Origin of the sequence: Paenibacillus turicensis (genome assembly GCF_017873435.1) — a bacterium.
Classification (GTDB): domain Bacteria; phylum Bacillota; class Bacilli; order Paenibacillales; family Paenibacillaceae; genus Fontibacillus; species Fontibacillus turicensis.
Window position 1 is genome coordinate 281,303 of record NZ_JAGGKG010000003.1, and the last position, 22,982, is coordinate 304,284.

At 38.7% G+C, this 22,982-nt stretch carries 21 protein-coding genes; 14 read left to right on the top strand and 7 right to left on the bottom strand.

Going from position 1 to position 22,982, the window contains the following annotated elements:
- Positions 1–253 precede the first annotated feature (253 nt).
- Positions 254–1,963, top strand: coding sequence for a phosphoenolpyruvate--protein phosphotransferase (ptsP, locus tag J2Z32_RS05325; protein WP_210088123.1), 1,710 nt, complete (start codon positions 254–256; stop codon positions 1,961–1,963).
- Positions 1,964–2,057: 94 nt separating this feature from the next.
- On the opposite strand, the gene J2Z32_RS05330 is transcribed toward ptsP, so the two are convergent.
- The gene (locus J2Z32_RS05330; RefSeq protein WP_210088124.1) at positions 2,058–2,582 is read right to left on the bottom strand and encodes a type 1 glutamine amidotransferase domain-containing protein; all 525 of its coding nucleotides are present in this window, start codon (positions 2,580–2,582) and stop codon (positions 2,058–2,060) included.
- 300 nt (positions 2,583–2,882) lie between these two features.
- On the opposite strand from J2Z32_RS05330, the gene J2Z32_RS05335 reads away from it, so the two are divergent.
- From J2Z32_RS05335 to J2Z32_RS05345, 3 genes are all read left to right on the top strand, one after another.
- A complete protein-coding gene (locus J2Z32_RS05335) occupies positions 2,883–3,212 on the top strand; it encodes a hypothetical protein (RefSeq protein ID WP_210088125.1) in 330 nt (109 codons plus the stop codon).
- A 289-nt stretch (positions 3,213–3,501) separates the two neighbouring features.
- Positions 3,502–4,506 (top strand): catabolite control protein A, encoded by a 1,005-nt coding sequence (ccpA, locus tag J2Z32_RS05340; RefSeq protein ID WP_210088126.1) that lies wholly within the window; start codon positions 3,502–3,504, stop codon positions 4,504–4,506.
- A 101-nt stretch (positions 4,507–4,607) separates the two neighbouring features.
- Positions 4,608–5,309 carry a 5'-methylthioadenosine/adenosylhomocysteine nucleosidase gene (locus tag J2Z32_RS05345; RefSeq protein WP_210088127.1) on the top strand — a complete coding sequence of 234 codons (702 nt, stop codon included), beginning with the start codon at positions 4,608–4,610 and terminating at the stop codon, positions 5,307–5,309.
- A 92-nt stretch (positions 5,310–5,401) separates the two neighbouring features.
- Here J2Z32_RS05345 and J2Z32_RS05350 read toward each other — a convergent pair whose 3' ends face one another.
- Positions 5,402–8,407, bottom strand: a complete 3,006-nt coding sequence (locus J2Z32_RS05350) for a transglycosylase domain-containing protein (RefSeq protein WP_210088128.1) — start codon at positions 8,405–8,407, stop codon at positions 5,402–5,404.
- A 300-nt stretch (positions 8,408–8,707) separates the two neighbouring features.
- Complete coding sequence (gene rpsD / locus J2Z32_RS05355) at positions 8,708–9,307, bottom strand: 30S ribosomal protein S4 (RefSeq protein ID WP_210088129.1); 600 nt, start codon at positions 9,305–9,307, stop codon at positions 8,708–8,710.
- 550 nt (positions 9,308–9,857) lie between these two features.
- On the opposite strand from rpsD, the gene J2Z32_RS05360 reads away from it, so the two are divergent.
- The 4 genes from J2Z32_RS05360 (at position 9,858) to J2Z32_RS05375 (ending at position 13,794) form a co-directional block, all read left to right on the top strand.
- A complete protein-coding gene (locus tag J2Z32_RS05360) occupies positions 9,858–11,798 on the top strand; it encodes a sensor domain-containing diguanylate cyclase (RefSeq protein WP_245251207.1) in 1,941 nt (646 codons plus the stop codon).
- A 122-nt stretch (positions 11,799–11,920) separates the two neighbouring features.
- Positions 11,921–13,036, top strand: coding sequence for an aminopeptidase (locus J2Z32_RS05365; RefSeq protein ID WP_210088131.1), 1,116 nt, complete (start codon positions 11,921–11,923; stop codon positions 13,034–13,036).
- A gap of 83 nt (positions 13,037–13,119) precedes the next feature.
- Complete coding sequence (locus tag J2Z32_RS05370; protein ID WP_210088132.1) at positions 13,120–13,365, top strand: HPr family phosphocarrier protein; 246 nt, start codon at positions 13,120–13,122, stop codon at positions 13,363–13,365.
- Between the two features lie 138 nt (positions 13,366–13,503).
- Complete coding sequence (locus J2Z32_RS05375) at positions 13,504–13,794, top strand: Fpa/YlaN family protein (protein ID WP_210088133.1); 291 nt, start codon at positions 13,504–13,506, stop codon at positions 13,792–13,794.
- A 91-nt stretch (positions 13,795–13,885) separates the two neighbouring features.
- On the opposite strand, the gene cax is transcribed toward J2Z32_RS05375, so the two are convergent.
- The gene (cax, locus tag J2Z32_RS05380) at positions 13,886–14,968 is read right to left on the bottom strand and encodes a calcium/proton exchanger (protein ID WP_210088134.1); all 1,083 of its coding nucleotides are present in this window, start codon (positions 14,966–14,968) and stop codon (positions 13,886–13,888) included.
- 207 nt (positions 14,969–15,175) lie between these two features.
- On the opposite strand from cax, the gene J2Z32_RS05385 reads away from it, so the two are divergent.
- The gene (locus J2Z32_RS05385) at positions 15,176–15,538 is read left to right on the top strand and encodes an Asp23/Gls24 family envelope stress response protein (RefSeq protein WP_210088135.1); all 363 of its coding nucleotides are present in this window, start codon (positions 15,176–15,178) and stop codon (positions 15,536–15,538) included.
- 99 nt (positions 15,539–15,637) lie between these two features.
- Here J2Z32_RS05385 and ftsW read toward each other — a convergent pair whose 3' ends face one another.
- Positions 15,638–16,870: a putative lipid II flippase FtsW gene (gene ftsW / locus J2Z32_RS05390; protein ID WP_210088136.1), complete on the bottom strand. Its 1,233-nt coding sequence runs from the start codon at positions 16,868–16,870 to the stop codon at positions 15,638–15,640.
- 166 nt (positions 16,871–17,036) lie between these two features.
- Here ftsW and J2Z32_RS05395 point away from each other — a divergent pair, with 166 nt between their 5' ends.
- The 5 genes from J2Z32_RS05395 to J2Z32_RS05415 all read left to right on the top strand — a co-directional run bounded on the left by J2Z32_RS05395 (position 17,037) and on the right by J2Z32_RS05415 (position 22,381).
- Entirely contained in the window at positions 17,037–18,206 is a 1,170-nt protein-coding gene (locus J2Z32_RS05395; RefSeq protein ID WP_210088137.1) for an amidohydrolase, read from the top strand.
- 81 nt (positions 18,207–18,287) lie between these two features.
- Positions 18,288–19,964: a DNA repair helicase XPB gene (locus J2Z32_RS05400; RefSeq protein ID WP_210088138.1), complete on the top strand. Its 1,677-nt coding sequence runs from the start codon at positions 18,288–18,290 to the stop codon at positions 19,962–19,964.
- 5 nt (positions 19,965–19,969) lie between these two features.
- Entirely contained in the window at positions 19,970–21,604 is a 1,635-nt protein-coding gene (locus J2Z32_RS05405) for a hypothetical protein (protein ID WP_210088139.1), read from the top strand.
- 48 nt (positions 21,605–21,652) lie between these two features.
- Positions 21,653–22,090 carry a YlbF/YmcA family competence regulator gene (locus tag J2Z32_RS05410; RefSeq protein WP_210088140.1) on the top strand — a complete coding sequence of 146 codons (438 nt, stop codon included), beginning with the start codon at positions 21,653–21,655 and terminating at the stop codon, positions 22,088–22,090.
- Between the two features lie 27 nt (positions 22,091–22,117).
- On the top strand, positions 22,118–22,381 hold the full coding sequence (locus J2Z32_RS05415; RefSeq protein ID WP_210088141.1) for a YlbG family protein: 264 nt from the start codon (positions 22,118–22,120) through the stop codon (positions 22,379–22,381).
- 120 nt (positions 22,382–22,501) lie between these two features.
- Here the strand turns inward: J2Z32_RS05415 and J2Z32_RS05420 are convergent, their stop codons facing one another.
- Together J2Z32_RS05420 and J2Z32_RS22495 are read right to left on the bottom strand one after the other, a co-directional pair.
- Positions 22,502–22,873 (bottom strand): GNAT family N-acetyltransferase, encoded by a 372-nt coding sequence (locus J2Z32_RS05420; RefSeq protein WP_210088142.1) that lies wholly within the window; start codon positions 22,871–22,873, stop codon positions 22,502–22,504.
- Entirely contained in the window at positions 22,849–22,980 is a 132-nt protein-coding gene (locus tag J2Z32_RS22495) for a hypothetical protein (RefSeq protein ID WP_280921102.1), read from the bottom strand. The genes J2Z32_RS05420 and J2Z32_RS22495 overlap by 25 nt, the downstream gene beginning before the upstream one ends.
- Positions 22,981–22,982 lie beyond the last annotated feature (2 nt).

Genomic DNA, 22,982 nt, shown 5'->3' on the forward strand with positions numbered 1-22,982 from the left:
TTCACATTATTTTTCAAAGAGAATAATACATATAAATATTCAAAATAATACAAATGAATAGAATTAAATGGTTTAATTGAAAATGCTAATCATGAATTACCTAACAAATCAAGTTATAATTTTTCTTTTTTCCTTTGACAAATTTATAAGGCTAGGCTTACCATATTAGACAGAGAAGAGCCTAATGCGAGTATATAAAATTAAATAAAGCATTAGGAAGCATAACTTTATATAGACAATAGGGGGTCACAGCATGATACAAGGCATCGGTGCAGCAGTAGGCGTTGCGATTGGCAAGGCTTTTGTGCTACCTGCCTGGGATTGGGATGTACCAGATCAGCGTATGGAGAAGGTAGATCTATCTCTTGAATTTGAAAGGCTATATGAAGGAATTCGTACTTCTAAAACCGAAATTGAGGATATGAAAAATGAGATTAAGGAAACGGTTGGGGTAAGTGAATCCGGCATTTTTGATGCTCATTTAGCGATTTTAGAAGATCCTGTATTTATGAGCGAAATTCAAGGCATTATCGAACGTCAGTATAAGGCAGCAGAGGTAGCTGTAAAGGAAGCTATTGATCACTTTGTAACGATGTTTGACTTGTTGGATGATGAGTATATGAAGGAACGTGCATTAGATATTAAGGATGTTGGGAATAGGTTACTAAAGCATTTGTTAGGTACACCTGAGGTCACTTTGCCAGCAGATACTAACCCTTACATTTTAGTTGCTCGTGAGCTTTCACCATCACAACTTGTGCATTTAAATCCAAATCATGTACTTGGAATGGTGACTATGGCGGGTGGACTTACTTCGCATTCTGCGATTATGGCTCGTGCATTAGGAATTCCATTAGTTTCTGGTCTAGAAAATAAATTAAGCAAACCGCTAGAAACGGGAGATTTTTTAATTATAGATGGCGGTGAAGGCAAAGTTTTTGTTGATCCAAGTGAGGACATCATCGCACATTATACAGCAATTGCTGAGAATCAAGCGAAGCATAAGGAACAATTGCAAGCATTAGCTACCGTTGATGCTGTAACACAAGATGGCGTTCACATGCACTTAATGGGTAACATTAGCTCGATGAACGATCTGAGACAGGTACTAAAGCATGGAGCAGAGGGTGTTGGACTGTTTCGAACTGAATTTTTATATATGAATCGCGCTGCATTCCCTGAAGAAGAAGAGCAATATGAGGTTTATAAACAAATCACTTTAGCTGCAGAAGGAAGACCTGTCGTTATTCGTACTTTGGATATCGGCGGAGATAAACAGCTTGAATATTTTGATCTACCTGAGGAAGAAAATCCATTTCTTGGTTATCGAGCCATTCGGATTAGTTTGGATAACAAGGAAATGTTTAAAACGCAATTATGTGCTATCTTGCGAGCAAGCGACTATGGAAATGTAAAAATCATGTACCCGATGATTTCTTCATTGGAGGAATTAAGGCAAGCTAATGCAATTTTGGAAGAAGCTAAGCGGGATTTAGATCAACGTGGTCTAAAATACAATGTAAACATACAGGTAGGCATTATGATTGAAGTGCCAGCAACGGCACAAATTGCGGATTTGTTAGCCGCTGAAGTTGATTTCTTTAGTATAGGTACAAATGATCTAGTGCAATACGTGTTAGCGGTGGATCGGATGAACGAAACGATCGCTCATTTATACCGTTGGTATCATCCAGCTGTGTTAAGAATGTTGCGCCAAACTGTACAAGCAGCGAAGGAGGCAGGGATTCCTGTTAGTGTTTGTGGGGAAATGGCAGGCGATGAGAAATCTATCCCGATTTGGATGCATCTTGGTGTAGACCACCTCAGTATGTCGCCACAATCCTTGCTAAGAGTGAAGCATAAGGTATTGAATACAAATGCAGCACATGTCCGTGAGGTTGGTGCACGCTGTTATCAGCTGTCAACGGCAACGGAGATAGAAAACGAGTTAAATGAAGTCTAATTAGAGTTTTGTGTTTAAAGGTAAAAAGGTAGTGCCTCACTTCTGTATTAGTACAGAGTAGGTACTACCTTTTAAATTTTTGAAAATTTTAAAACTATTTTTTAGCTAATGCATCGACTAATGCCTTTCCATAAGGCGGAAGGTCAGGTGGACGACGTGCTGAAATAATATGTCCATCTACTACGACAGGCTCATCCTTCCAAATGGCACCGGCATTTTCCATATCATCTCGGATTCCTGGCGTAGAGGTAACTGTAACTCCATTTAAAATTTTCGCTGAAATCAACACCCAACCTGCATGACAGATTTGTCCAATCACTTTCTTTTGTTCATGAAACTCAGAGATTAATGTTAATACTTTTGGGTAACGACGTAACTTATCAGGCGCCCAACCTCCTGGTACAAGAATTCCATCATAATTTTCCCCATCTATTTCCTCATATGAAAATTGTGCTTCAGCGGGCACACCATATTTTCCAATGTACTTTTTTCCTTTTTCCTGACCAACAAGGTGAACCTCAGCACCCTCTTCTTGGATGCGATAAATAGGATACCACAACTCTAAATCTTCAAACTCCTCGTCTACAAACGCGATAACCTTCTTACCTGCAAGTCTCATATTGTAATTCCTCCTATTTGTGGTCTGAAAATACTTCAAATTTTATTGTATCAAAAAGAAAATAAGTTTCAAAATTTTTGTAAAATACTTTACTTGAAAACCTTTCCAAACCATTATTTCAAATTAACGTATATAATAGAATAGGAACAACTGAACCAAGCATTAAGATGGGGTGAGATTGTGTGGAAGTCATGTCATTGTGGACAAACTATGAATCTAGGTTTCAGATTCGTTATTTCTAAAAATGGAGTTAAACTAAAGCGGGTACCTGTATATGAATGTGAAGCAGGATGCTCATACATGCTTCATCCAGCTATTAAGGATGATATGAAACAATTTTTATTAACTTTAAACCAAACAAATAACAAAATTAATTATGAGATTGATTTTACAGAAATGAATGAATTTGCTGCTGTATTATGGGAATTATATGAGTCATGGGATGAGGACAGCACTGATAGCTTTGAGATCGCTTTTGAGCACAGATGTGAGGAAAGAATTAATTTATTGTTGGACTTATATGGCTATGCTAAGTCTTCAAAGGATGAAGAATGGATGGAAACATTAACAAAACGACTATCTCAATTATCTAAATATGTTAATAATATGTTTTTTACTGGCGTAAATTGATTATTTTCATGATTTTTCACTGTTTTGAGTTGTTTTTCACTTTGCCTTTTTGTTAAAATATTAGAAGACGTTAATCATATCGTTAGATTGTCGTATATCCAATTTAACAAAAGGTCAGAGTTACATACAGACACTAACAAACTTTAATTCAAATCAATCTGGTCTGGATAAGGTGTTTAGATTGCGTAAAGTAATAATTTGTCGTATCATAATTTTAATTGGAACACAGGAACAGACGGAATTTTAACAAAAAATGTAATAAAAATCTATTTATAATGGAGCGAATAACGTGACGGTTACCATTTATGATGTGGCACGTGAAGCAGGTGTCTCAATGGCTACAGTTTCCCGGGTTGTTAACAATAACCCGAACGTGAAACCACAGACACGAAAAAAGGTATATGAAGCAATTGAGCGTTTGGGCTATCGTCCAAATGCTGTTGCAAGAGGGTTAGCAAGTAAAAAGACAACGACAGTTGGCGTAGTTATACCTGATATCTCCAATTCGATCCTAGCAGAAATTGCTCGGGGAATTGAAGATATTGCAAACATGTATCACTATAATATTATTTTGTGTAATGCGGATAAGAAAAAAGAAAAAGAAATTAGAGTTATTAATACGCTGCTGGAGAAGCAGGTGGATGGATTATTATTTATGGGTGGGGCTGTAACTGAAGAGCACATTCAAGCCTTTAAAACCTCTTCTGTTCCAATCGTATTATGTGCAACAAGTGACGAGCAGGGGGAGATCCCTTCTGTTGATATCGATCATGAAGCTGCTGCATTTGATGCAGTAAGTACATTGATACGTCATGGACACACACATATTGCGATGATCAGCGGCACACTTCAAGATCCTGCAAATGGTTTTGCTCGTTTCCAAGGTTACAAACGTGCACTCGAAACAAACGGGATTACTTACCAAGAGGATTTAGTTCGTATTGGTAATTACCGTTATGAATCTGGTGTGGAAGCGATGAAATATTTCCTTGGATTAAAAAATCGTCCGACTGCAATATTTGCAGCAACAGATGAGATGGCAATTGGTGCGATCCATAGCATTCAGGATGAAGGCTTGAAGGTTCCAGAAGATTTCTCAATTATTAGTGTAGATAATATTCGTATGGCTTCAATGGTGCGACCACAATTAACGACGGTAGCGCAACCGATGTACGATCTTGGTGCAGTAGCGATGCGTTTGTTAACAAAACTAATGAAAAAAGAAACAGTTGAGAATCCACGCGTAATTTTACCGCATGAGACGATTTTACGGTTATCTGTAAGTCACCTTTAATTTTGTTGTTTACTATATACAATAGATTAGATATGAAAAGGTTTAACAAGAAAAAGCACCAGTAATGGTGCTTTTTTTGAGAATATGGAGGAGAAATAGCAATGGCAAAAAAAATAGGATTAATTGGAGCAATGGACGAGGAATTAGCTTTGTTGCTTAAGCAGGTCGAGAATCAACAGAAGCAAATTTTTGCTGACAGTGAATTTATTACGGGTACATACTTTGGGCATGATGTAGTTGTGTGTAAATCAGGTATTGGAAAAGTTAATGCCGCGATAAATACGCAAATTTTAATTGATCGTTTTGCTGTTGAAAATGTAATCTTTACTGGGGTTGCTGGTGCGGCTGACCCATCTTTAAACATTGGTGATATCGTGATCTCATCTTCCTGCCAACAACACGATATGGATGCAAGTGCACTTGGGTACAAGGTGGGTGAAACCCCTGATCAGGAGGTATCTGATTTCCCTGCTGATCCAGCCCTGATTAAGCTAGCAGAGCAAAGCTGTCTACAGCTTGGAGCAGACTGCCATTACATTATTGGACGTGTACTTTCAGGTGATCAATTTATTTCAGATAAGGCGATCGTTAGTAAACTTCATGATACATTTGGAGGGGCATGTGTAGAAATGGAAGGGGCTTCTGTTGCGCAGGTATGTCATCGTAATCAAGTTCCTTATGTTGTCATTCGCTCAATGTCAGATAAAGCAGATAATTCCGCACATATGAACTATCCTGAATTTGTTGTTATTGCGGCTGACCGTTCCTTTGAAATTATACAAGGAATATTTAAACAGTTATAGTAGAGTAAAATGTTGAGATTCCCCAATATCAATTTTATTTTCTAAATAAAAAGAAGCTGCCTTCGACCTTCGAGGCAGCTTTTTTTTATATCTTATTTCTGAAATTGTACACCCTTTGATCCAAATGACTCTCCAGAAGCATTAACAGCAGTAACCTTAATCCAGCCTTGCTGTGCTTCTGATACGATCGCATAGGAGTTATTGCTTGTTGTAGCTACTTTGGTATACGTGCCATCGGCACTATCAGACATATAGATATTGTATTCTGTTGCGGTATTGCTAGCATTCCAGCTCACCGTTAAGCCATTGATACTCACGTTATTTGGCATAGCCGGCACTTGGTTTGGATCACTATCAGGATTGTTTGGCTCTTGTTGTCCTTGCCCTCCTGAAGTGCCAGCAATTGCACTTGGTGCAGATTCGTTACCCGCCACATCTACTGCAGTCACATAATAGCTGTAGCTGGCGTTAGAAGAACCAGATGCAATGGAATTTGCATCTCCAACTAGTGATGTATTCCCTGTATACTCAAATGTACCGCCATTAACAGAGCGATACAGACGATAACCAACGACATCCTTCTCAGGACTGCTACTGAAGGTGACTGTCGAGCCAGATACCCTTACATTCGATGGAGCGGATGGAGCACGACCATCATCACCACGAGGGTCTGTCTTATAAGGTGCGTCTTCTTTCGCATCTTTAGGAATGTAATAGCTAATATCTCGATGAGATGACATGTATCTGAACGCCTTTTGGAGTTCTTCAACGAGTTCTTTAATTGGTTTTTCACGTTTCATAACCACTTTTTCACGTACCATATCAGAAGGAGTAATTTCCAGTGGGATATAGTTAACACCCTCATACGTCACGTATTTCGCACGTACTAGCACATCTTCAGTTGTTTTAGGTACAAATTTAGCATTAAAAATATCTGTGACCAGATTGCCACCGGTTAGAGCACTTGGTAGCTTACCGCTATAACCAGATACAGTGCGTGTAACGATACCATCCGGTTTATTAAACTTACTTGTTTTAAATAAATCTTTATTACTCTCTGTAACCTCATTCATAACACGTGCCCAAATGGAACGAGCTCTAGATCTGCCATCTTTAGATAACGTATTAATAGGTTCCTTGTACCCAACCCATACACCTAAGGAGACATCAGGCGTATAGCCCATAAACCACACATCAGCGTAGTTTTGTGTCGAACCGGTTTTACCCACAACTGGGATTTTACCATACTGTTTAAAGTCTGATTTAATGGATTTACCCGTTCCGCTAGTCACTACAGTCCGAAGCATATCTGTCATTAAGTAAGCAGACTGCTCTGAAAAGACGCGCTGGGGTTCAAGTTTATGCTTATATATAACATTACCCTTTAGATCTGTTATTTTTTCAATCATATATGAATCATTAAATTGTCCGCCATTCGCAATTGAGCTATAGGCATTTGTTAATTCTTCAACCGTCACACCATATCTTAGTCCACCTAAAACGCCTGTTTGAGCCTGATAGTCATTTTTGTCGATCGTTGTAATTCCAAGCTTCTTAGAGAAATCCCATGCCTTTTCAATTCCTAATACCTGATTAAAAATTTTAAGTGCTGGAACGTTTCGTGATTCATTTAATGCAGTACGGGCAGTCACTAAGCCCTTGTAGCCACCACTTGCATTACCAGGAATATGATAACTCGTATTTGAGTTTTTCAATATGATTGGCGAATCATCGATCACGCTTGCTGGTTGAATTAAACCAAGCTCGATTGCAGGTAGATAGGCAGCGATCGTTTTCATGGTTGAACCTGGCTGTCTAACCATTTGTGTCGCATAATTCATCTGCTCGGTGTAAAAATCACGACCTTCAATCATTCCTAAAATTGCACCGGTTTTATTATCAATCATCGTTGCAGCGACCTGCTCAAGTCCCTTCTTTTTATCGTTAGGGCTGAAGTTCTTGGCATTTTCGGACACTTTATGCATCGATTTGTACACTTTAGGATCTATCGTTGTATACACCAGATAACCACTACTTAAAAGCTGTTGTCGTCCTTCCTCAAGCAATTGAGGATTTTTGGCGATTTGCTCCTTGCTTAGATCAGGATTATTCATCTGAGCAATCACTAGTGCCCCTTGACGTTCTGTTTCCATCATTAAATAAGGATACGTTTCATATGCTTTTTTTGTTTTAGGTGCTAATGAAGCTTTAATATCAAAGGCTAACGCCTCGTTATATTGTTCATTACTAATCTTTTTCTCTTCAAGCATACGTTGTAATACTAATTTTTGGCGCTTTATTGCACGATTAAAAGCAACTTCATTAAATTCCCCTTTACCATTAAACGCAGAATAGGAGGAGGGAAGCTGAGGTAACCCTGCTAAATAGGCTGACTGAGCAATATTCAGATCATTTAAACCAGCATTAAAAATCCCTTTGGCTGCTGCCTTAATTCCGTAAACCTGAGAGCCACTAACTCCATTACCAAAAGGTACTTTATTCAAATAAGCAGTAATAATTTCTGGTTTACTTAAAAAGCGCTCTAGACGAAGTGAGAGTAAAATTTCTTTAATTTTACGGTTATCCGTCCGATCAAGATTAAGGAATACACGACGAGCTAGCTGTTGAGTTAAAGTACTTCCTCCAGTTTGCACGTTTTCTTTAAGTACCCGTTGTTTAATTGCACGCATGGTTCCGTTAAAATCTATACCAGGGTGCTCCATAAAATTGTTGTCTTCGATTGCGATGACGGCATCAATTACAGTCTGCGGAATTTCCTTGTGGGAAACTGGGCGACGATCTTCTTCTGTTCGAAGCTGCCCGATTGCGGAACCATCACGAAAGTAGGCAAAACCTGTCATTTCATTATGATTAATTTTTTCCAGAATATCCGCACGTGAACGTACAGGTTCATCAAAAACTACAGAGGATACGTAGCCAAATACGGCACCCCCAACAAATAAAATTCCAGCAAAAACAAATAAGGTTAAATAACCAAGGATTGACCAGACTAGTTTTCCTCGTCTACGTTTGGGAGCTTCGTGTTTCCCAGTTCGCCTTATTTTATTTTTGTCAGAATTTGTATCATTTTCTACCATGAGAAGCCTCCTTTTAACAGCAACATTATAGCATAAAATGAGACATCTGAAACGTTTTTAAGGTCATGATCAGCAAAAAACAGTCCTAAATTACTGCTACAATTATTTTTTTGCATAATATTAAATGCTCGATGGCCCTATAGGTCTATACTCCTAAACAGTATAACTAGAATTTACGAAGCTATGTAAAAGTAACGAATTATAATTAAATAATGTTGCATAAACATAAAATAGATAGAGCTCAATAAAAAAACAATCGCTCTAAAGAGCGACTGTTTTTTCAAGCTGTCTCCGTTAATATTAACGGTTGTAGAATTCGACGATTTGTTTTTCGTCAATTTCTTGAGACAATTCAGCACGTTCAGGTAAACGAATAAATTTACCTTCCATTGCTGCTTCATTAAACTCAATATAAGCTGCAAGATGTACGCGGTTTTCAATGGCTTCCTTGATAGAAGAAAGACCGCGGCTTCTTTCACGAAGACCAATTACATCACCAACACTTAAACGGTAAGAAGCAATGTCAACTTTTTTGCCATTAACAGTAACATGACCATGAGATACCAACTGACGAGCACCTGCACGAGAGTTAGCGAAGCCAAGACGGTAAACAAGGTTGTCCAAACGGCTTTCAAGCAAGATCATGAAGTTTTCACCAGCGATACCTGGCATTTTTTGTGCTTTAGCAAACAAAGTGCGGAATTGCTTTTCGCCTAAACCGTACATGTGACGCAATTTTTGTTTTTCTTGTAGCTGCATACCGTAGTTGCTAAGCTTTCTACGTTGAGTAGGACCATGTTGTCCTGGAGGGAATGCTCTTTTCAAGTCTTTGCCATTGCCGCTCAAGGAAATTCCAAGGCGACGGCTTAATTTAAATTTAGGACCAGTGTAACGTGCCATTGTATAGGTAGACTCCTTTAAAAATAATTTTAGTGGTAGGGTTCTACTTGCGTTCGTTTTTGTTTACTGAGCGATGGGATAGATAAATTCGCCCAACTAACACGAAAGTTCAGCCGCTGTCGTGTCAGCAACAAAATACAAGAGGGTGCCGCATGCGTTACGCCCTAATAAGACTCTATCCAGTCTTTATCAACAATAAATTCTAACCGAAAGGTAGGTGTAAAGTCAAGGGGAGAGCTTGGAAAATAATTTGAATTTTTTGTTTAAAAAAGATAGCTTTTGTCGATAGGTCTTTTTTCCTAAAAAATTTCTCCAAATTAAGGGAAAATGATGCAAATCCCTTATTATAATAGTAATATAAACATATGGGTCAATTTTCATAATTCGTATGCACATCAATTGATTCGTAACTACGATGAGAATTTGGCAGGCAAAGTTTTATGTAGTGCTTTCGATAAATTACACAAAAGGCTTGGAACGTAGTTAGTCACTGCTTACAAATAGGAGTGAGAAGGAGCTTTTTATGGTAAAACAGTTACGGGAGGGCTCTATGAACAGTAGAGTGAATACAAGCAATCCTTTGCCGCCAATAAATAATTTGGGGGATAAGACAACTTGGCTTAATGGGCTTGATATCACTAAGCATGATTATCCTTATATAGAATCACTTTTGAGAAATAGCTTTAACTTCTGGAAGCAACAAGCTAGTGAGTTATATCAGCTAGAGGGTACCAAGTGGTATATTGCTAATACCACCGGTAAAATCATTCAGGATGATTTGCAAGCGCCTTTATTAGAAAAGGACACTCTACTTGTTAGTGAACTCGTTAAACAATGTATTGAACAGCAGACACCTATTACAGAGTATACACAATATGCATCTTGGATTGCCCTCCCAATTACTACACGTATCGCTGATGAGCCGTTTGCTGTTTTAGTGTGCTTTTGGGAGAGGAAGCTAGAAGGTCTATCCCCTGAGTTTATGGTAAAGGTAGGGGCACAGCATTTCCAAAGTTGTTTTTATACTAATTTTGAAAATTTGTTTGTTACTGATTTATTGCAATATGAGAAACAAGCCAAACGAGATGAAAATCGAAGAGCGGCACTTTTTAAAATTGTTCAAAACCTACATGATAAAATTGATGTGGATTCTGTGCTAGCAGAAACATTTGAACGTGTGGAAGAGTTGTTCCCATCTGCGTCAATTCAGCTATTTATGTCTCAGGACCACCCAAGCAATGACCCTCGCGTCAAATCTTTGCTGCTCCAAGAAAGCAATTCGCTATGTGTACGTGCATATACAGAAGGAACAATATTACAGCGACCACTAGCAGGTGCTGATCATGCCGCTAAAGTGGAGGCTGCAATTCCTTTTGTAGGAAAACAAGGCATATATGGCGTGTTTCATATGATTGAGTGCTGTGAATTATTTGAAGATTTAGATTTACAGTTAATGAGTATGTTAATTGATACAGCAGGAATTGCTTTTGAGAATGCAAAGCTTTATGAGCAATCCAATGCACTAGTTGATGAATTAAGATTAATTAATGAGGTCACGAAGCGGTTTAATCAGAGCTTGCAATTGAACGAGGTTTTTAAATATGCTACAGATGAATTAATGACTATTTTTAAAGCAAAATATTGTTGTATTACACAGGTTGATAAAACCAAAAATATAATGGAAGTCATGTCCTGTAATGTTCCATCCCTTGAAAATAATCTATTTCCAGTCGACTATGGCTATAGTGGGCAAGTACATTCCACACGAGAAGCGATCATTTTGTATGACTATGCCTCCTACAACCAGATTACCTCTAAATTAATGGAAGAAACCAACTCTCGTTCGCTGATTGCTGCTCCACTCATTACAAGAGGTGAGGTAAATGGAGTCGTAATGCTGTCTCACACTGAGGAAAACTTCTTTTCATATGACAATTTTAAGCTGCTTCAATTGTTAGCGTCGCATATCGGTCTTGCTGTTGCTAATGCCTCACTACATGCAGAGGTGCGAAGAATTGCGAACCAGGATATGTTGACTGGATTGTTTGCAAGGCATTTTGTGGATGAGGTCATACAGGAGCATCAAGGCAAGGATATAAATGGCTCGTTAATTCTCATAGATATTGACCAATTCAAACAAGTAAATGATACTTACGGGCATCAGATTGGTGACAAAATTTTAAAACAGGTTTGTACCATTATTAAAAATTCGATTCGTAAAAGTGATATTGCTGCTCGTTGGGGTGGGGAGGAGCTGGCAGTATACCTGCCTGGGGCAGATGTGTATAATGGGTTTCAAATTGCTGAAGCGATTCGTCTTCGGGTGGCCACAAATACAGAGCCAGCGGTTACTGTATCTTGCGGAATAGCAGATTGGAGCCATCATGAGCAGACGAGAAGCGTAGAAACATTATTTTATCAAGCGGATATGGCATTATATCATGCGAAAAATAGCGGACGGAATCAATCACAAATGGCGAAGAGACTGTAAAAAAATACTAGTTACTACATTGGACGTTCTAAACTGAACGTTCAATTTTTTTATTTTTAGTGCTACAATGAATTAAAGAATTAACCAATGTTCAAAGTGTATGATTAGGAGGCAGACAAAAAATGAAAGATCCAAGAATAGCTACCTTAGCCCATAATCTTGTTCATTATTCCATCGATCTTGAGCCAGGTGAAAATGTGTTAGTTGAAATGATTGGTGAGGAATTTGATTTATTAAATGCAATCGTAGAGGAAATCGGAAAAAAGGGCGGCAATCCGTTTGTTGAGCTTTCTAATCGTGTTGTTCAACGTTCTTTATTAAAATCTGCTTCGGCTGAAGCAATTAAAACATGGGCAGACTATGATCTGATCCGTATGCAAAAGATGGATGCTTATATCGGTATTCGTGCAGGCTCTAACGTCAATGATTTATCAGATGTACCTGAAGAAAAAATGAAATTGTATAACTCACTTTATTGGCATGCAGTACATAGTGAGCAACGTGTGAAGAAAACGAAATGGGTAGTTCTCCGTTATCCTAATGCAAGTATGGCTCAGTTAGCTAATATGAGTACTGAAGCCTTCGAGGATTTTTATTTTGATGTTTGTAATTTAGATTATGCGAAAATGGACAAGGCTCAGGATGCCTTACAGCAGCTTATGGAGCGAACTGATAAAGTAAGAATTGTGGCGCCGGGCACGGATTTATCCTTTTCAATTAAAGGGATCCCCGCTGTGAAATGCTCAGGCAAACGTAACATTCCTGATGGCGAAGTGTACACTGCACCTGTACGCAACTCTATTGAAGGACAAATTAGTTACAATGCTGCGTCTCTATACAACGGTGTTACCTTTGAAAATGTTGTATTTAAATTTGAGCAGGGTAAAATTGTTGAAGCAACAAGTAATAATACAGAACGAATTAATGAAATTTTGAACTCAGATGAGGGAGCAAGATATATCGGAGAGTTTGCAATTGGTTTCCATCCATATATTTTGCATCCGATGAAGGACATTTTGTTTGACGAGAAGATTGCTGGTAGCTTCCATTTCACACCAGGTCAGGCGTATGAAGAAGCGGATAATGGGAACCGTTCTTCGATCCATTGGGATCTAGTCTTAATTCAGCGTCCTGAGTACGGAGGCGGCGAAATTTATTTTGATGATGTGTTAATTCGAAAAGATGGAATTTTTGTAATTCCTGAATTGAGTGGTTTAAATCCTGAAAACTTAAAATAGGGGAGAAATACCTTGCCTAGATAAGAGTTTCAAGGTATCATAAGATTAGATTTATTCCAATGTTGATACGGAGGGATTTATGTATGGCTACAAATAATGAAGCGGTAGTTGAAATTGCCCAAATCGCGGGTAAGTTTACTTCCTCAATCGTGCTACAAGCAGACAACAAATACATTGATGTGAAAAGTATCTTAGGATTATTCACTACATTGGTAGGTTCACAAAGTTATGAATTGCATGTACATGGACCAGACGCAGATGAAGCAAAAGCAGCAGTATCCGCAGCCTTCGCTAAACATGGACTTGATGTAAAAATCGTAGCAGAATAACAATGAATGTATGTCCAAAACTCTCACTTTAATAAGTGAGGGTTTTTTATATAACATAAATTCTTGTATTGATATTCATTTTGGTCTAATATTAAGAATAGAGTTGAAGAGTGACGACTTTGGATTGGGGGGAAAAACATGACTTCATCTGAATTGCAGGAGCCAATGAGTCTTAAAGCATTAACAATTCTGCAGGAAGATGCTCAAAAAATAGAGAAGCTAATCGAAGTGCAGATGGAGAACTTGGCCACACGTTATTGTCCTCTCTATGAGGAGGTACTGGATACTCAGATGTATGGCTTCTCCAGACAAGTCGATTACGCTATTCGTATTGGTCTTGTTGAGGAATCCGTAGGGAAAAGCTTAATAAGCAAGCTAGAGCGTAATTTGGCTGTGCTTTATGAAGTGATGAATAAAAAAAAGATGTAGCCTATTTTGGGACAGCCCATTAGGTCTATATACAAGTGAAGAAGCGTATGCCTCATCGTGGCATACGCTTCTTTTATCATATGTGTGTTGTTTATACAAGGTAAAAGGATACGCCTAAAATCGCATATACTGCGATGAGCAATACACCCTCATACCAGTTCGTTTGACCATCTTGAATAATAGACTTCGCGATGAAAACGGACACGCCAATCGCCGCTAACTCAATCACCGTAAATAAAATATCCATTGGCTTGCCAAATAAATGGCTCACAAATATTAACACTGGAGCAACAAATAAAGCAATTTGCAAGCTGCTGCCCACAGCAATTTCAACGGCTGCGCCAATTTTATTTTTCATTGCTAATAAAATCGCCGCGCTATGCTCTGCTGCGTTCCCTACAATCGCAACGACAAACGCACCTACAAATATTTCGCTTAATCCAAACTTTGCAGTAAATGAATCTAACGTTCCAACCAGCCATTCACTCACAAATGCAACCATCGTTGTTGCAATAATCAAATATAAAATTGAGCGTTTTTTTGACCAAGGTGCGTGTTCCTGCTCCTCTTGAGGGTTTTGCCCTGTGGAGTTAGTTTCCTCTACTTCGTCAGCTAAATAGGTTTTATGCGTAATCATAGAGAAGATTAACCACAATAGATAAGCGACAATGAGTATTCCTGCCACAATTAAACTAAGAGTGGTGCCATGTTGCTCATTCATCACATGTGTATGTAAAAAGATAGCGGGTACAAATAAGGCGATGATAGCAACAATCATTAGAGAGCCGTTCATACCAGCTAACGACACATTAAAATGTTGAACTTTATGCTTTAACCCACCGGCAAGCAAGCTTAAACCTAATACAAGTAAAAGGTTTCCGATAATCGAGCCTGTAATACTTGCCTTTACCATATCAAATAATCCTTCACGTACAAGCATAATCCCAATAATCAATTCAGCAGCATTACCAAACGTAGCATTTAGGAATCCGCCTAATCGTTGTCCAGCATAATGTGCAACACTTTCTGTTGATTTTCCTAAAAATCCCGCTACAAAGATAACGGCGATGGATGAGATCGCAAACTGTAGTGTAGGCGACCAATGGGCATAATGTCCAATTGCACTAGCTGCAAAAAATAAAAACATAAGCACAGGAAACCATTTTTTTCTCATGTTCTAACATCCTTACCTATAAAATTGAGCATTGATATATTATGCAAAGAGGTTATGATTCATACTTAACTTTAGTATTACATCAATATAACCAACACTTCTGCTGAATATAATAGATCAAAAATATATTTTGGTCTACGCATTATATTTGCTTTAACTTGATTAACGTTTTACAATGAGTAATATGAGGTTGAAGGAGGAATGACCATGGCCGAGCAAATGCAGTTAGAGATCGGAACGATAAAAATTTCTGATGATGTTGTATCCAAAATTGCAGGAATGGCTGCTTTGGAAACACCAGGGATTGCAGCAATGTCTGGCGGATTATCAGAAGGCTGGGCTAAACGCTTAAGCGGTAAAAACGTTCAAAAAGGCGTTTCAGTTGAGGTAGGTCAATCTGAGGCTGCGATTGATTTGAGAATTATTGTATTATATGAGACACCTATACATGAAGTATGTCGAATGCTTCAACAAAATGTTCGTGAAGCTGTGGAGAGCATGTCTGGCCTTAGGGTCGTTGAAGTTAATGTAAAAGTTGAAGGGGTATCCTTTAAAGACGATGAGTTTTAATTTGTAAAAGCTTAAAGTTAAAAACAAAACAAAAAGAGGAATAAAGCAAATTTGCTTTATTCCTCTTTTTTGCAGTTCGTAGATAGCATGCTTTTTCACCTATTGAATCCGACTTATTTTAGGTAATGGGGTGCGGCCATCAGTGACAACCACTGATTTTGTTTTTTCCTTTTTAACAGAAACCTGCGATACGCGTGAAATGCTAAGCACAATTCCCATCGCTAACATCATCGTGACAAGTGAGGAGCCACCTGAGCTAATAAACGGCAATGTAACCCCAGTCAGTGGGATCGTTCTTGTCACTCCACCAATATTTATAAAGGCTTGTATCGCAATTAATCCCATAATACCGATCCCTGTTAAAGTACCAAAGGCGTCAGGGCAACGTAAAGAAACTAATATCCCTCGCCAAATAAAATATAAGTAAAATAAAATAAACAAAGCTGTTCCTATAAAGCCAAACTCTTCTCCAATTACTGCAAAAATAAAGTCTGTATGTGGGTTTTTAAGATAATGAAGCTTCTGAATCCCTTGTCCAAAGCCTGTCCCAGTTAAACCACCATGTCCAATCGAGGTGAGTGATTGAATAAGGTTGTAACCTGTGTCATGAGTATCTTGCCAAGGATCAAGATAGGCTTGAATACGTCCAAGTTTATAATTAGAACTAACGACCTCAGGCGGATTAATTTTATCCCATAATGCTTTAGCACCTAAAACAATACTAGCTCCTATTATTAACAGTCCAATTGACGCCATGATATGCTTGAGATTTGCACCACCAGCAAAAATAATAATGCCGGCCGTAGCAACTAAAATAAAGCAGGATCCTAAATCCGGTTGTCTCATAATTAAACCAGCAACAGCTCCGACGATCACCATAACAGGTACAAAACCTGTTTTTAAATCACGGAATCGTTCCCCTTTTTTTGAAATGAGAGCAGATAAATATAAGATGGTTGTAATTTTGGCAATCTCTGTAGGTTGAAGCCCGAAACTACCATATCTTAACCAACTACTTGCCCCACCAATAGACCGCGAAAAAGGCACGATCATAAGTAATAAAATTGATAAAATGAAAAAAGGTGCAAACAGCTTTTTGAATTTTTGATAAGGAATATTCATTGTAATCAACATGACCAAAAGTCCAAATCCAGCAAATAAAATTTGGCGTTTTGTATAATACATGGCATCTAATTTTCCAAACACAAAGCTAGAGCTGGAGCTAAACACCATGACAATCCCAAACCCGACTAATAAAATTGTTAAAATTAATAGTTGAAAATCGGGGGTTCCACGTCGTAGCTCGGTTTGATTTTGACTTTTTTTATTCATTAATTCCCCCCCTAAAAGCTCTATGTTCATGATAGTATTTTTAGGGCGCTTGTGCAAGCAAGCTATCTTTTTTTTATGTATCTAGCTACAATATTTATAGAATGACTAGAAGCGGATAGTTATGGCGTATTTAGCACCAATTTTAAAATAGGAGATGAATGAGTGAATGGATCAAGGGGAATTATTGACGTTATTTCCTGAGATGGTAGAGCATCGACGTTATTTGCATCAAAATCCTGAGCTATCATTTACAGAGCGTAATACATCGCAGTTTGTGAAGGACCAACTTGAGCTTTTAGGCTTGCAGGTACAGTTGATGGAGGGCAGTCATGGACTTTGGACAACCATCGTAGGAGATCAGGCTGGACCAACGGTAGCTTTACGTGCAGATATGGATGCTTTAGAAATACAGGATCAAAAGACGTGTGACTATGCATCAAAGGTTAAAGGCGTCATGCATGCGTGCGGTCATGATGGGCATACTGCAACGTTATTAGCCATTGCTAAATATTTTGTAAAACATAAAGCGAATCTACAGGGGAAAGTAAGACTTATTTTTCAGCCCGCAGAGGAAATCTTTCCGGGTGGGGCAAATGCAATGATACAGGCTGGGGTTTTAGAAGGGGTGGACGTGATTTATGGTGTGCATTTATGGACACCAATTCCGCTTGGTATCGCTCAAAGTGCACCTGGGCCGTTAATGGCATCTACGGATGAATTTGTGATTAGGATTTTAGGTAAAGGTGGGCATGGGGGGATGCCTCATACTACGGTGGACAGTATTGTAGTGGGAGCATCTTTAGTGATGCAGCTACAATCAGTGGTAAGCCGAACGGTGGACCCGCTGGATCCCTCTGTCGTTACGATTGGATATTTTACAGGGGGGACAGCACAAAATGTGATTGCGGAGGAAAGTAAGCTAGGTGGGACTGTGAGATGTTTTGATGAGGATGTACGTGCAACGATTTCACAAAAAGTTCATCAGCTAGCACAGCATACGGCCGAGGCATATGGTGCGAAGGCACATGTTCAATATACGGAAGGATATCCTTGCTTAGTTAATCATGAAAGTGAGTTTAATCGCTTTATGAGGATTGCTGGTAGTTTATCAGGCCTAACGGGACAAATGTGTAAGCCTATTATGCCTGCTGAAGACTTTTCCTATTATTTACAGCATATTCCCGGTTGCTTTATATTAGTTGGCGCAGGAAATGAAGAGAAAGGGTTTATCTATCCACACCATCATCCCAAATTTGATTTTGATGAGGACGCGATGCTCCATGCAGTGGGGCTATTGATCTCACTCACAGAGAGTTATTTGCAAGAACATGCATAATTTTCCTCTTTTTTTCTCAATCTAATCATAAACTAGGGAGACACGACCTAGTATTTATATCAGGGTTGGGAGTGAATGAAAATGACAATGAAGGGTGCTGCAATGATACAACGTGATGGAACGGTATTGCTGGATAAACAACATCCTCGCTTTGAAGAAGTCAGACTTGAGCTAATTCAATTCGCTGAATTAGTGAAAAGTCCGGCTTTTTATTATACATATCAAATTACCCCACTTTCAGTATGGAATGCTGCTGCAAATGGATGGACGGGAGTAAAAGTGGTTGAAGTGTTACAGGCTATTTCTCGTTTTAATGTACCAAGTGGCTTGATCCAAAATATTGTGAACTGGATAACAAGGCACGGGAAGTTACGTTTATTTTCAAATCAATTAGATGCCAATAAGCTAACTTTGGAATGTACTTTAGATGAGTCGGAGGCACAGATTGCTTTGGATGAAATTGCAGCAATTCCTGGTGCAAATGTTACACAACTTGCTCCAGGACAGTATGAAATAAATCGTGAGGTGCGTGGTGTCTTAAAGCAGAAAATGCTAATGAAAGGTTATCCTATTGTGGATGAGGCAGGATATCATAAAGGCGCCCCCCTTACTTTTTCATGGCAATCTACGCTAGCAAATGGGCAACATTGGCAACTTCGTTCTTATCAGCAGGAGGCATCAAACACATTTGTAGGTCAAGGGGATACAAGGGGAAGTGGTGTTATTGTCATGCCTTGTGGTGCGGGAAAAACAATTGTTGGGCTAGCCGTTATGGAAAAGCTACAATGTGAAACATTAATTTTAACGTCAAATCTGACCTCTGTTCATCAATGGATACATGAGATTTTGACCAAAACAACGATTTCACCAGAGCAGATTGGCGAATATTCTGGACAGCAAAAGCAGGTTATGCCAGTAACCGTTTCAACCTATCAAATGCTTACGTATCGAAAGCAAAAAAATGGTGAACGGGTGCATCTTGATTTATTTAATCAACGTGATTGGGGTCTAATTATATATGACGAGGTTCATTTACTGCCAGCACCTGTATTTCGGGCAACTGCTGATATACAAGGAGCAAGACGACTTGGATTAACAGCGACCTTGGTGCGAGAGGATGGCTGTGAAAAGGATGTATTTTCGCTAATTGGACCCAAGTGGTACGATTTGCCTTGGCGTGAGCTAGAAGAAGAAGGGTATATTGCGTCTGCAAAATGCTACGAAATTAGAGTGGGTATGTCTAGTGAGGATTGGCAAAGGTATGAGCAGAGCGAACCCAAATTTAAATTTAGACTTGCGGCTGAAAATAAACAAAAGCTATCAATTATTAAAGAGATTATTCAGCGACACCCACATCGACAAGTACTAATCATAGGACAATATGTAAATCAGCTTCGTCACATTGCTACTGAGCTAGGAGCTCCCGTCATTACGGGTTCCATGCCTCAACTCGAGCGTGATCAATTGTTTGAAGCGTACCGGCAAGGACAAATCTCAATATTAATCGTGTCCAAAATTGCTAACTTCGCTGTTAATTTGCCAGATGCCTCTGTTGCTATTCAAATCTCTGGGAGCTATGGTTCACGACAAGAGGAAGCACAACGACTAGGGCGCATTTTAAGACCAAAAACAGGGTTAGAGGCATATTTTTATTCTATTGTTTCTGAAGACACGAAAGAGCAAGCGTTTGCGGCTCAGAGACAGTTGTTTTTATTAGAGCAAGGTTATGAATATCAGATTGTTGGTTCAAAGGAATGATGTTGATGGAAGTGTTATTAAGAGCAATATTTTTACAGCACGCTGGTTTGCCATTTCGATTAAGCCAATTAGAAGGAAATATGGAACTGGGCATTTGTGGAGGGGAATTGCGAGCGGCAGTTCCCTTTTTACTACGTAAAGAGAAGCTAGAGACTGTAAAAAATAAATCTGGTGAAGTGCTGATGCGAATCCATGAAGAGAGCTTAGATATGCTTGCCAATGAATTGGTGGCAGGGGCTTTGATTTCATATGACCCCTTTAGTATTGTGATTGAAATGGATGCTGGTGAAGGTCTGATGTATCGGATACTTAACTGGTTAGCTTGGATTTACTATAATGGGCTGACTCGCACTAATAAGGGAAATTTATTCCGTAAAACAATTCATGCGCTAAAAGAGCTCACCCCATTTGAGGATAAACAGCTTGCAGGTTTGCAATTGCAGTTAACGACACAGGAGGATTTACCGATTAGCATCGCCTTTATGCTAGATATTTTAGTTAAAATGTCGGTTCTTCGGCTTGAAGCAGGCGAATGGAAAATTCAAGACGAAGGTTTACAGACGTGGTTAAAGCTGGATTTAAAAGCAGCAAATAAAAAACTGTTAACTATTTTGTGTGAAAATTATGTACCTGCTCGTAAATATCAGCAGCAGATTGTAGCATTATTGACTTGTGCACGTGTACAGCAAGGGGAAATATGTATTTTGGATAAAATAGCTTCAAAGTTACAACTCCCGCAGTCTGACACCACTGGACTAAAGGAAGAGCAAATGTTGTGGTTAAATAGCTGGTTATATGTGTTAGCTCAGTGTGGATGGCTGGAACAAGGAAAACTTGTGCAAAATACATCGGTTAAAGTAATTAGATGGCGTGAGGAGCAATTTGAATTAGATCAATCTATTACCGTTCAGCCAGATTTTGAAATATTGGTGTCACCTGAAGTGCCTTTAGCCACACGTTATGAGTTAGAACTGTGGACGGAAAGTGTTCGTCTTGATGTGATGAGTCAATATCGATTAACGAAACGTAAATATTGCCTTGCGTTGGAATCTGGCTTAAGCTGGCGATTGCCCATCGATTTACCAGCCCATATTAGGATGACAATTGCTGAATGGACAAGGGAAGTTAACCTAAATCAAGCAAACAACACATCATTAGGGGGCAGCGAAACAAAAAGTAACTCAAAAAATATTGCAAAAAGTAGATTGCAAAGTGGAAAGATTAACGTTGCTTGTTTTGTTGAGCCTAATCCTAAGCTCCCCACTTATGAAGTAGGAGTCGAAGAACCTGATTTCACACAAGATTTTCCTGACTTTGATACAGTCCCTTTAAAGTGGAGACAGCAAATATCAAGCTATCATCTCTCTACATTAAGAAATCTTATTGAGCAGGCGATAATGTGGCAAATTAAAGTAGAGCTACAGTGGGGGGATCAAACGGTATCTATAATTCCTAACAAAATTTGTGATGAATCGGATGGCTGGCGTGTAGTAGGGGTAATACCTTCTTTTGGTGAAGGAGAGCCTGCATTACAATCTATCCCCAGTAAGCAATGTTATGGGGCTAAGCTGCTGGTTCCTGATATTGACTCTAACAATGTAAGCACTTTTTATTCCGATTCCTGCAACAATATGTTATGATAATACCGTCTATAGTGACAAAAATGATATAGAATTGAGATGAAATTCATGAGCGTACCCGTAAATACGGTTGATATGGCCGAATTGTTAACTTACGCCTATGAATTAGGCGATATGATAAATGAGTCAGCAGCCGTTTCTAATTATTTATTTTGGAAGCAGCAGGTCAATAATGATATTGAAATACAACAGCTTGTAAAAAAGCTGGAAAGTGTAAAGGAACTGTTTGAAGAGACACAACGCTTTGGACACTTCCATCCAAATTATCACGAGGCAAAGGACCGTGTGCATGAGGTGGAAAAGGAGCTTGAGCAATTTGAGGCTGTTCGTAACTTTAAATTAGCTGAGCAGGAATTAGATGATATTTTGCATGTCATGTCAGAAACGATTGCTTATTCAGTATCAGATTCAATTAAGGTTCCCTCTAACGATTTAGATTCTCATAGCGGTGGCTGTGGTGGCGGTGGGAAATGTAGCTGTGGTTAATTTTTAGAAGAAAGCGAGGGGGGACTATTGTTTCCGGAACGTACAGGTTATATTATTTGGGTTAATGATGTGAAGGCGGCAAGAAATTTGGAAAAATACGGATCGGTACATTATTTGTCTCGCCGTATGCATTATGTAGTGATGTATGTAAATGCAGAGCGTGGTGAAGACATTATGCGCAATGTTCGTAAGCTGCCGTATGTTCGAAAGATCGAGCGTTCTTATCGTAATGAAATCAAGACCGAATATTCTAAAAATACAGAAGAAGAGTCACAATTTTATGGTTTGTAAACGATAGGTAGTTCTGATAATTAATCTTCATAAATATTTAGACCGAACTATTACGAAATTCTAAATTAGAATTTACAAAATAGTTCGGTTTTTTATTTTTCTTAACTAAATTGTTTTTATCTATATTCTCTGTATTCCAGTCTCAATTTCATCAAATTCCTCTCTTGTTATGCCTAACAAAATGTTATCGTAATATTTTCCATTCATATAAATGATTTTCCTTCTTCGCCCTTCTTCAATGAATCCAAGATTTTTATGGAATTTAAGTGATGCATCGTTTATTTCAACACAGCTAGAATTACATTTTTGCATCCGAAGCTCATAGAATCCATATCTCATTACAATTCTTGTTGCCTCTGTCGCATATCCATTGTTCCTATGCTCTTTATTTACTCCTAGGCCGAAACTGAAGACGCCATTTTTGTGGTCAATTGAATTTAAATTAATGAACCCAACTAATTGATTATTTACGAGCGTTTCAATTGCAAACATTTTTCTTCAGTGCTTTCTAATTTCCATTGTTCCCAATCACTTTTTTGAGTTGCCCTTAGTCTTATCTTTGTTCCTTGCCAAAAATAGCTTGAATCAATGATTGTCATTT

Coding starts and splice junctions, on each gene's coding strand:
- ptsP (WP_210088123.1), top strand. CDS start 254: ATGATACAAGGCATCGGTGCAGCAGTAGGCGTTGCGATTGGCAAGGCT.
- J2Z32_RS05330 (WP_210088124.1), bottom strand. CDS start 2,582: ATGAGACTTGCAGGTAAGAAGGTTATCGCGTTTGTAGACGAGGAGTTT.
- J2Z32_RS05335 (WP_210088125.1), top strand. CDS start 2,883: ATGCTTCATCCAGCTATTAAGGATGATATGAAACAATTTTTATTAACT.
- J2Z32_RS05345 (WP_210088127.1), top strand. CDS start 4,608: ATGGCAAAAAAAATAGGATTAATTGGAGCAATGGACGAGGAATTAGCT.
- J2Z32_RS05350 (WP_210088128.1), bottom strand. CDS start 8,407: ATGGTAGAAAATGATACAAATTCTGACAAAAATAAAATAAGGCGAACT.
- rpsD (WP_210088129.1), bottom strand. CDS start 9,307: ATGGCACGTTACACTGGTCCTAAATTTAAATTAAGCCGTCGCCTTGGA.
- J2Z32_RS05360 (WP_245251207.1), top strand. CDS start 9,858: ATGAACAGTAGAGTGAATACAAGCAATCCTTTGCCGCCAATAAATAAT.
- J2Z32_RS05365 (WP_210088131.1), top strand. CDS start 11,921: ATGAAAGATCCAAGAATAGCTACCTTAGCCCATAATCTTGTTCATTAT.
- J2Z32_RS05370 (WP_210088132.1), top strand. CDS start 13,120: ATGGCTACAAATAATGAAGCGGTAGTTGAAATTGCCCAAATCGCGGGT.
- J2Z32_RS05375 (WP_210088133.1), top strand. CDS start 13,504: ATGACTTCATCTGAATTGCAGGAGCCAATGAGTCTTAAAGCATTAACA.
- cax (WP_210088134.1), bottom strand. CDS start 14,968: ATGAGAAAAAAATGGTTTCCTGTGCTTATGTTTTTATTTTTTGCAGCT.
- J2Z32_RS05385 (WP_210088135.1), top strand. CDS start 15,176: ATGGCCGAGCAAATGCAGTTAGAGATCGGAACGATAAAAATTTCTGAT.
- ftsW (WP_210088136.1), bottom strand. CDS start 16,870: ATGAATAAAAAAAGTCAAAATCAAACCGAGCTACGACGTGGAACCCCC.
- J2Z32_RS05395 (WP_210088137.1), top strand. CDS start 17,037: ATGGATCAAGGGGAATTATTGACGTTATTTCCTGAGATGGTAGAGCAT.
- J2Z32_RS05400 (WP_210088138.1), top strand. CDS start 18,288: ATGACAATGAAGGGTGCTGCAATGATACAACGTGATGGAACGGTATTG.
- J2Z32_RS05405 (WP_210088139.1), top strand. CDS start 19,970: ATGGAAGTGTTATTAAGAGCAATATTTTTACAGCACGCTGGTTTGCCA.
- J2Z32_RS05410 (WP_210088140.1), top strand. CDS start 21,653: ATGAGCGTACCCGTAAATACGGTTGATATGGCCGAATTGTTAACTTAC.
- J2Z32_RS05420 (WP_210088142.1), bottom strand. CDS start 22,873: ATGTTTGCAATTGAAACGCTCGTAAATAATCAATTAGTTGGGTTCATT.
- J2Z32_RS22495 (WP_280921102.1), bottom strand. CDS start 22,980: ATGACAATCATTGATTCAAGCTATTTTTGGCAAGGAACAAAGATAAGA.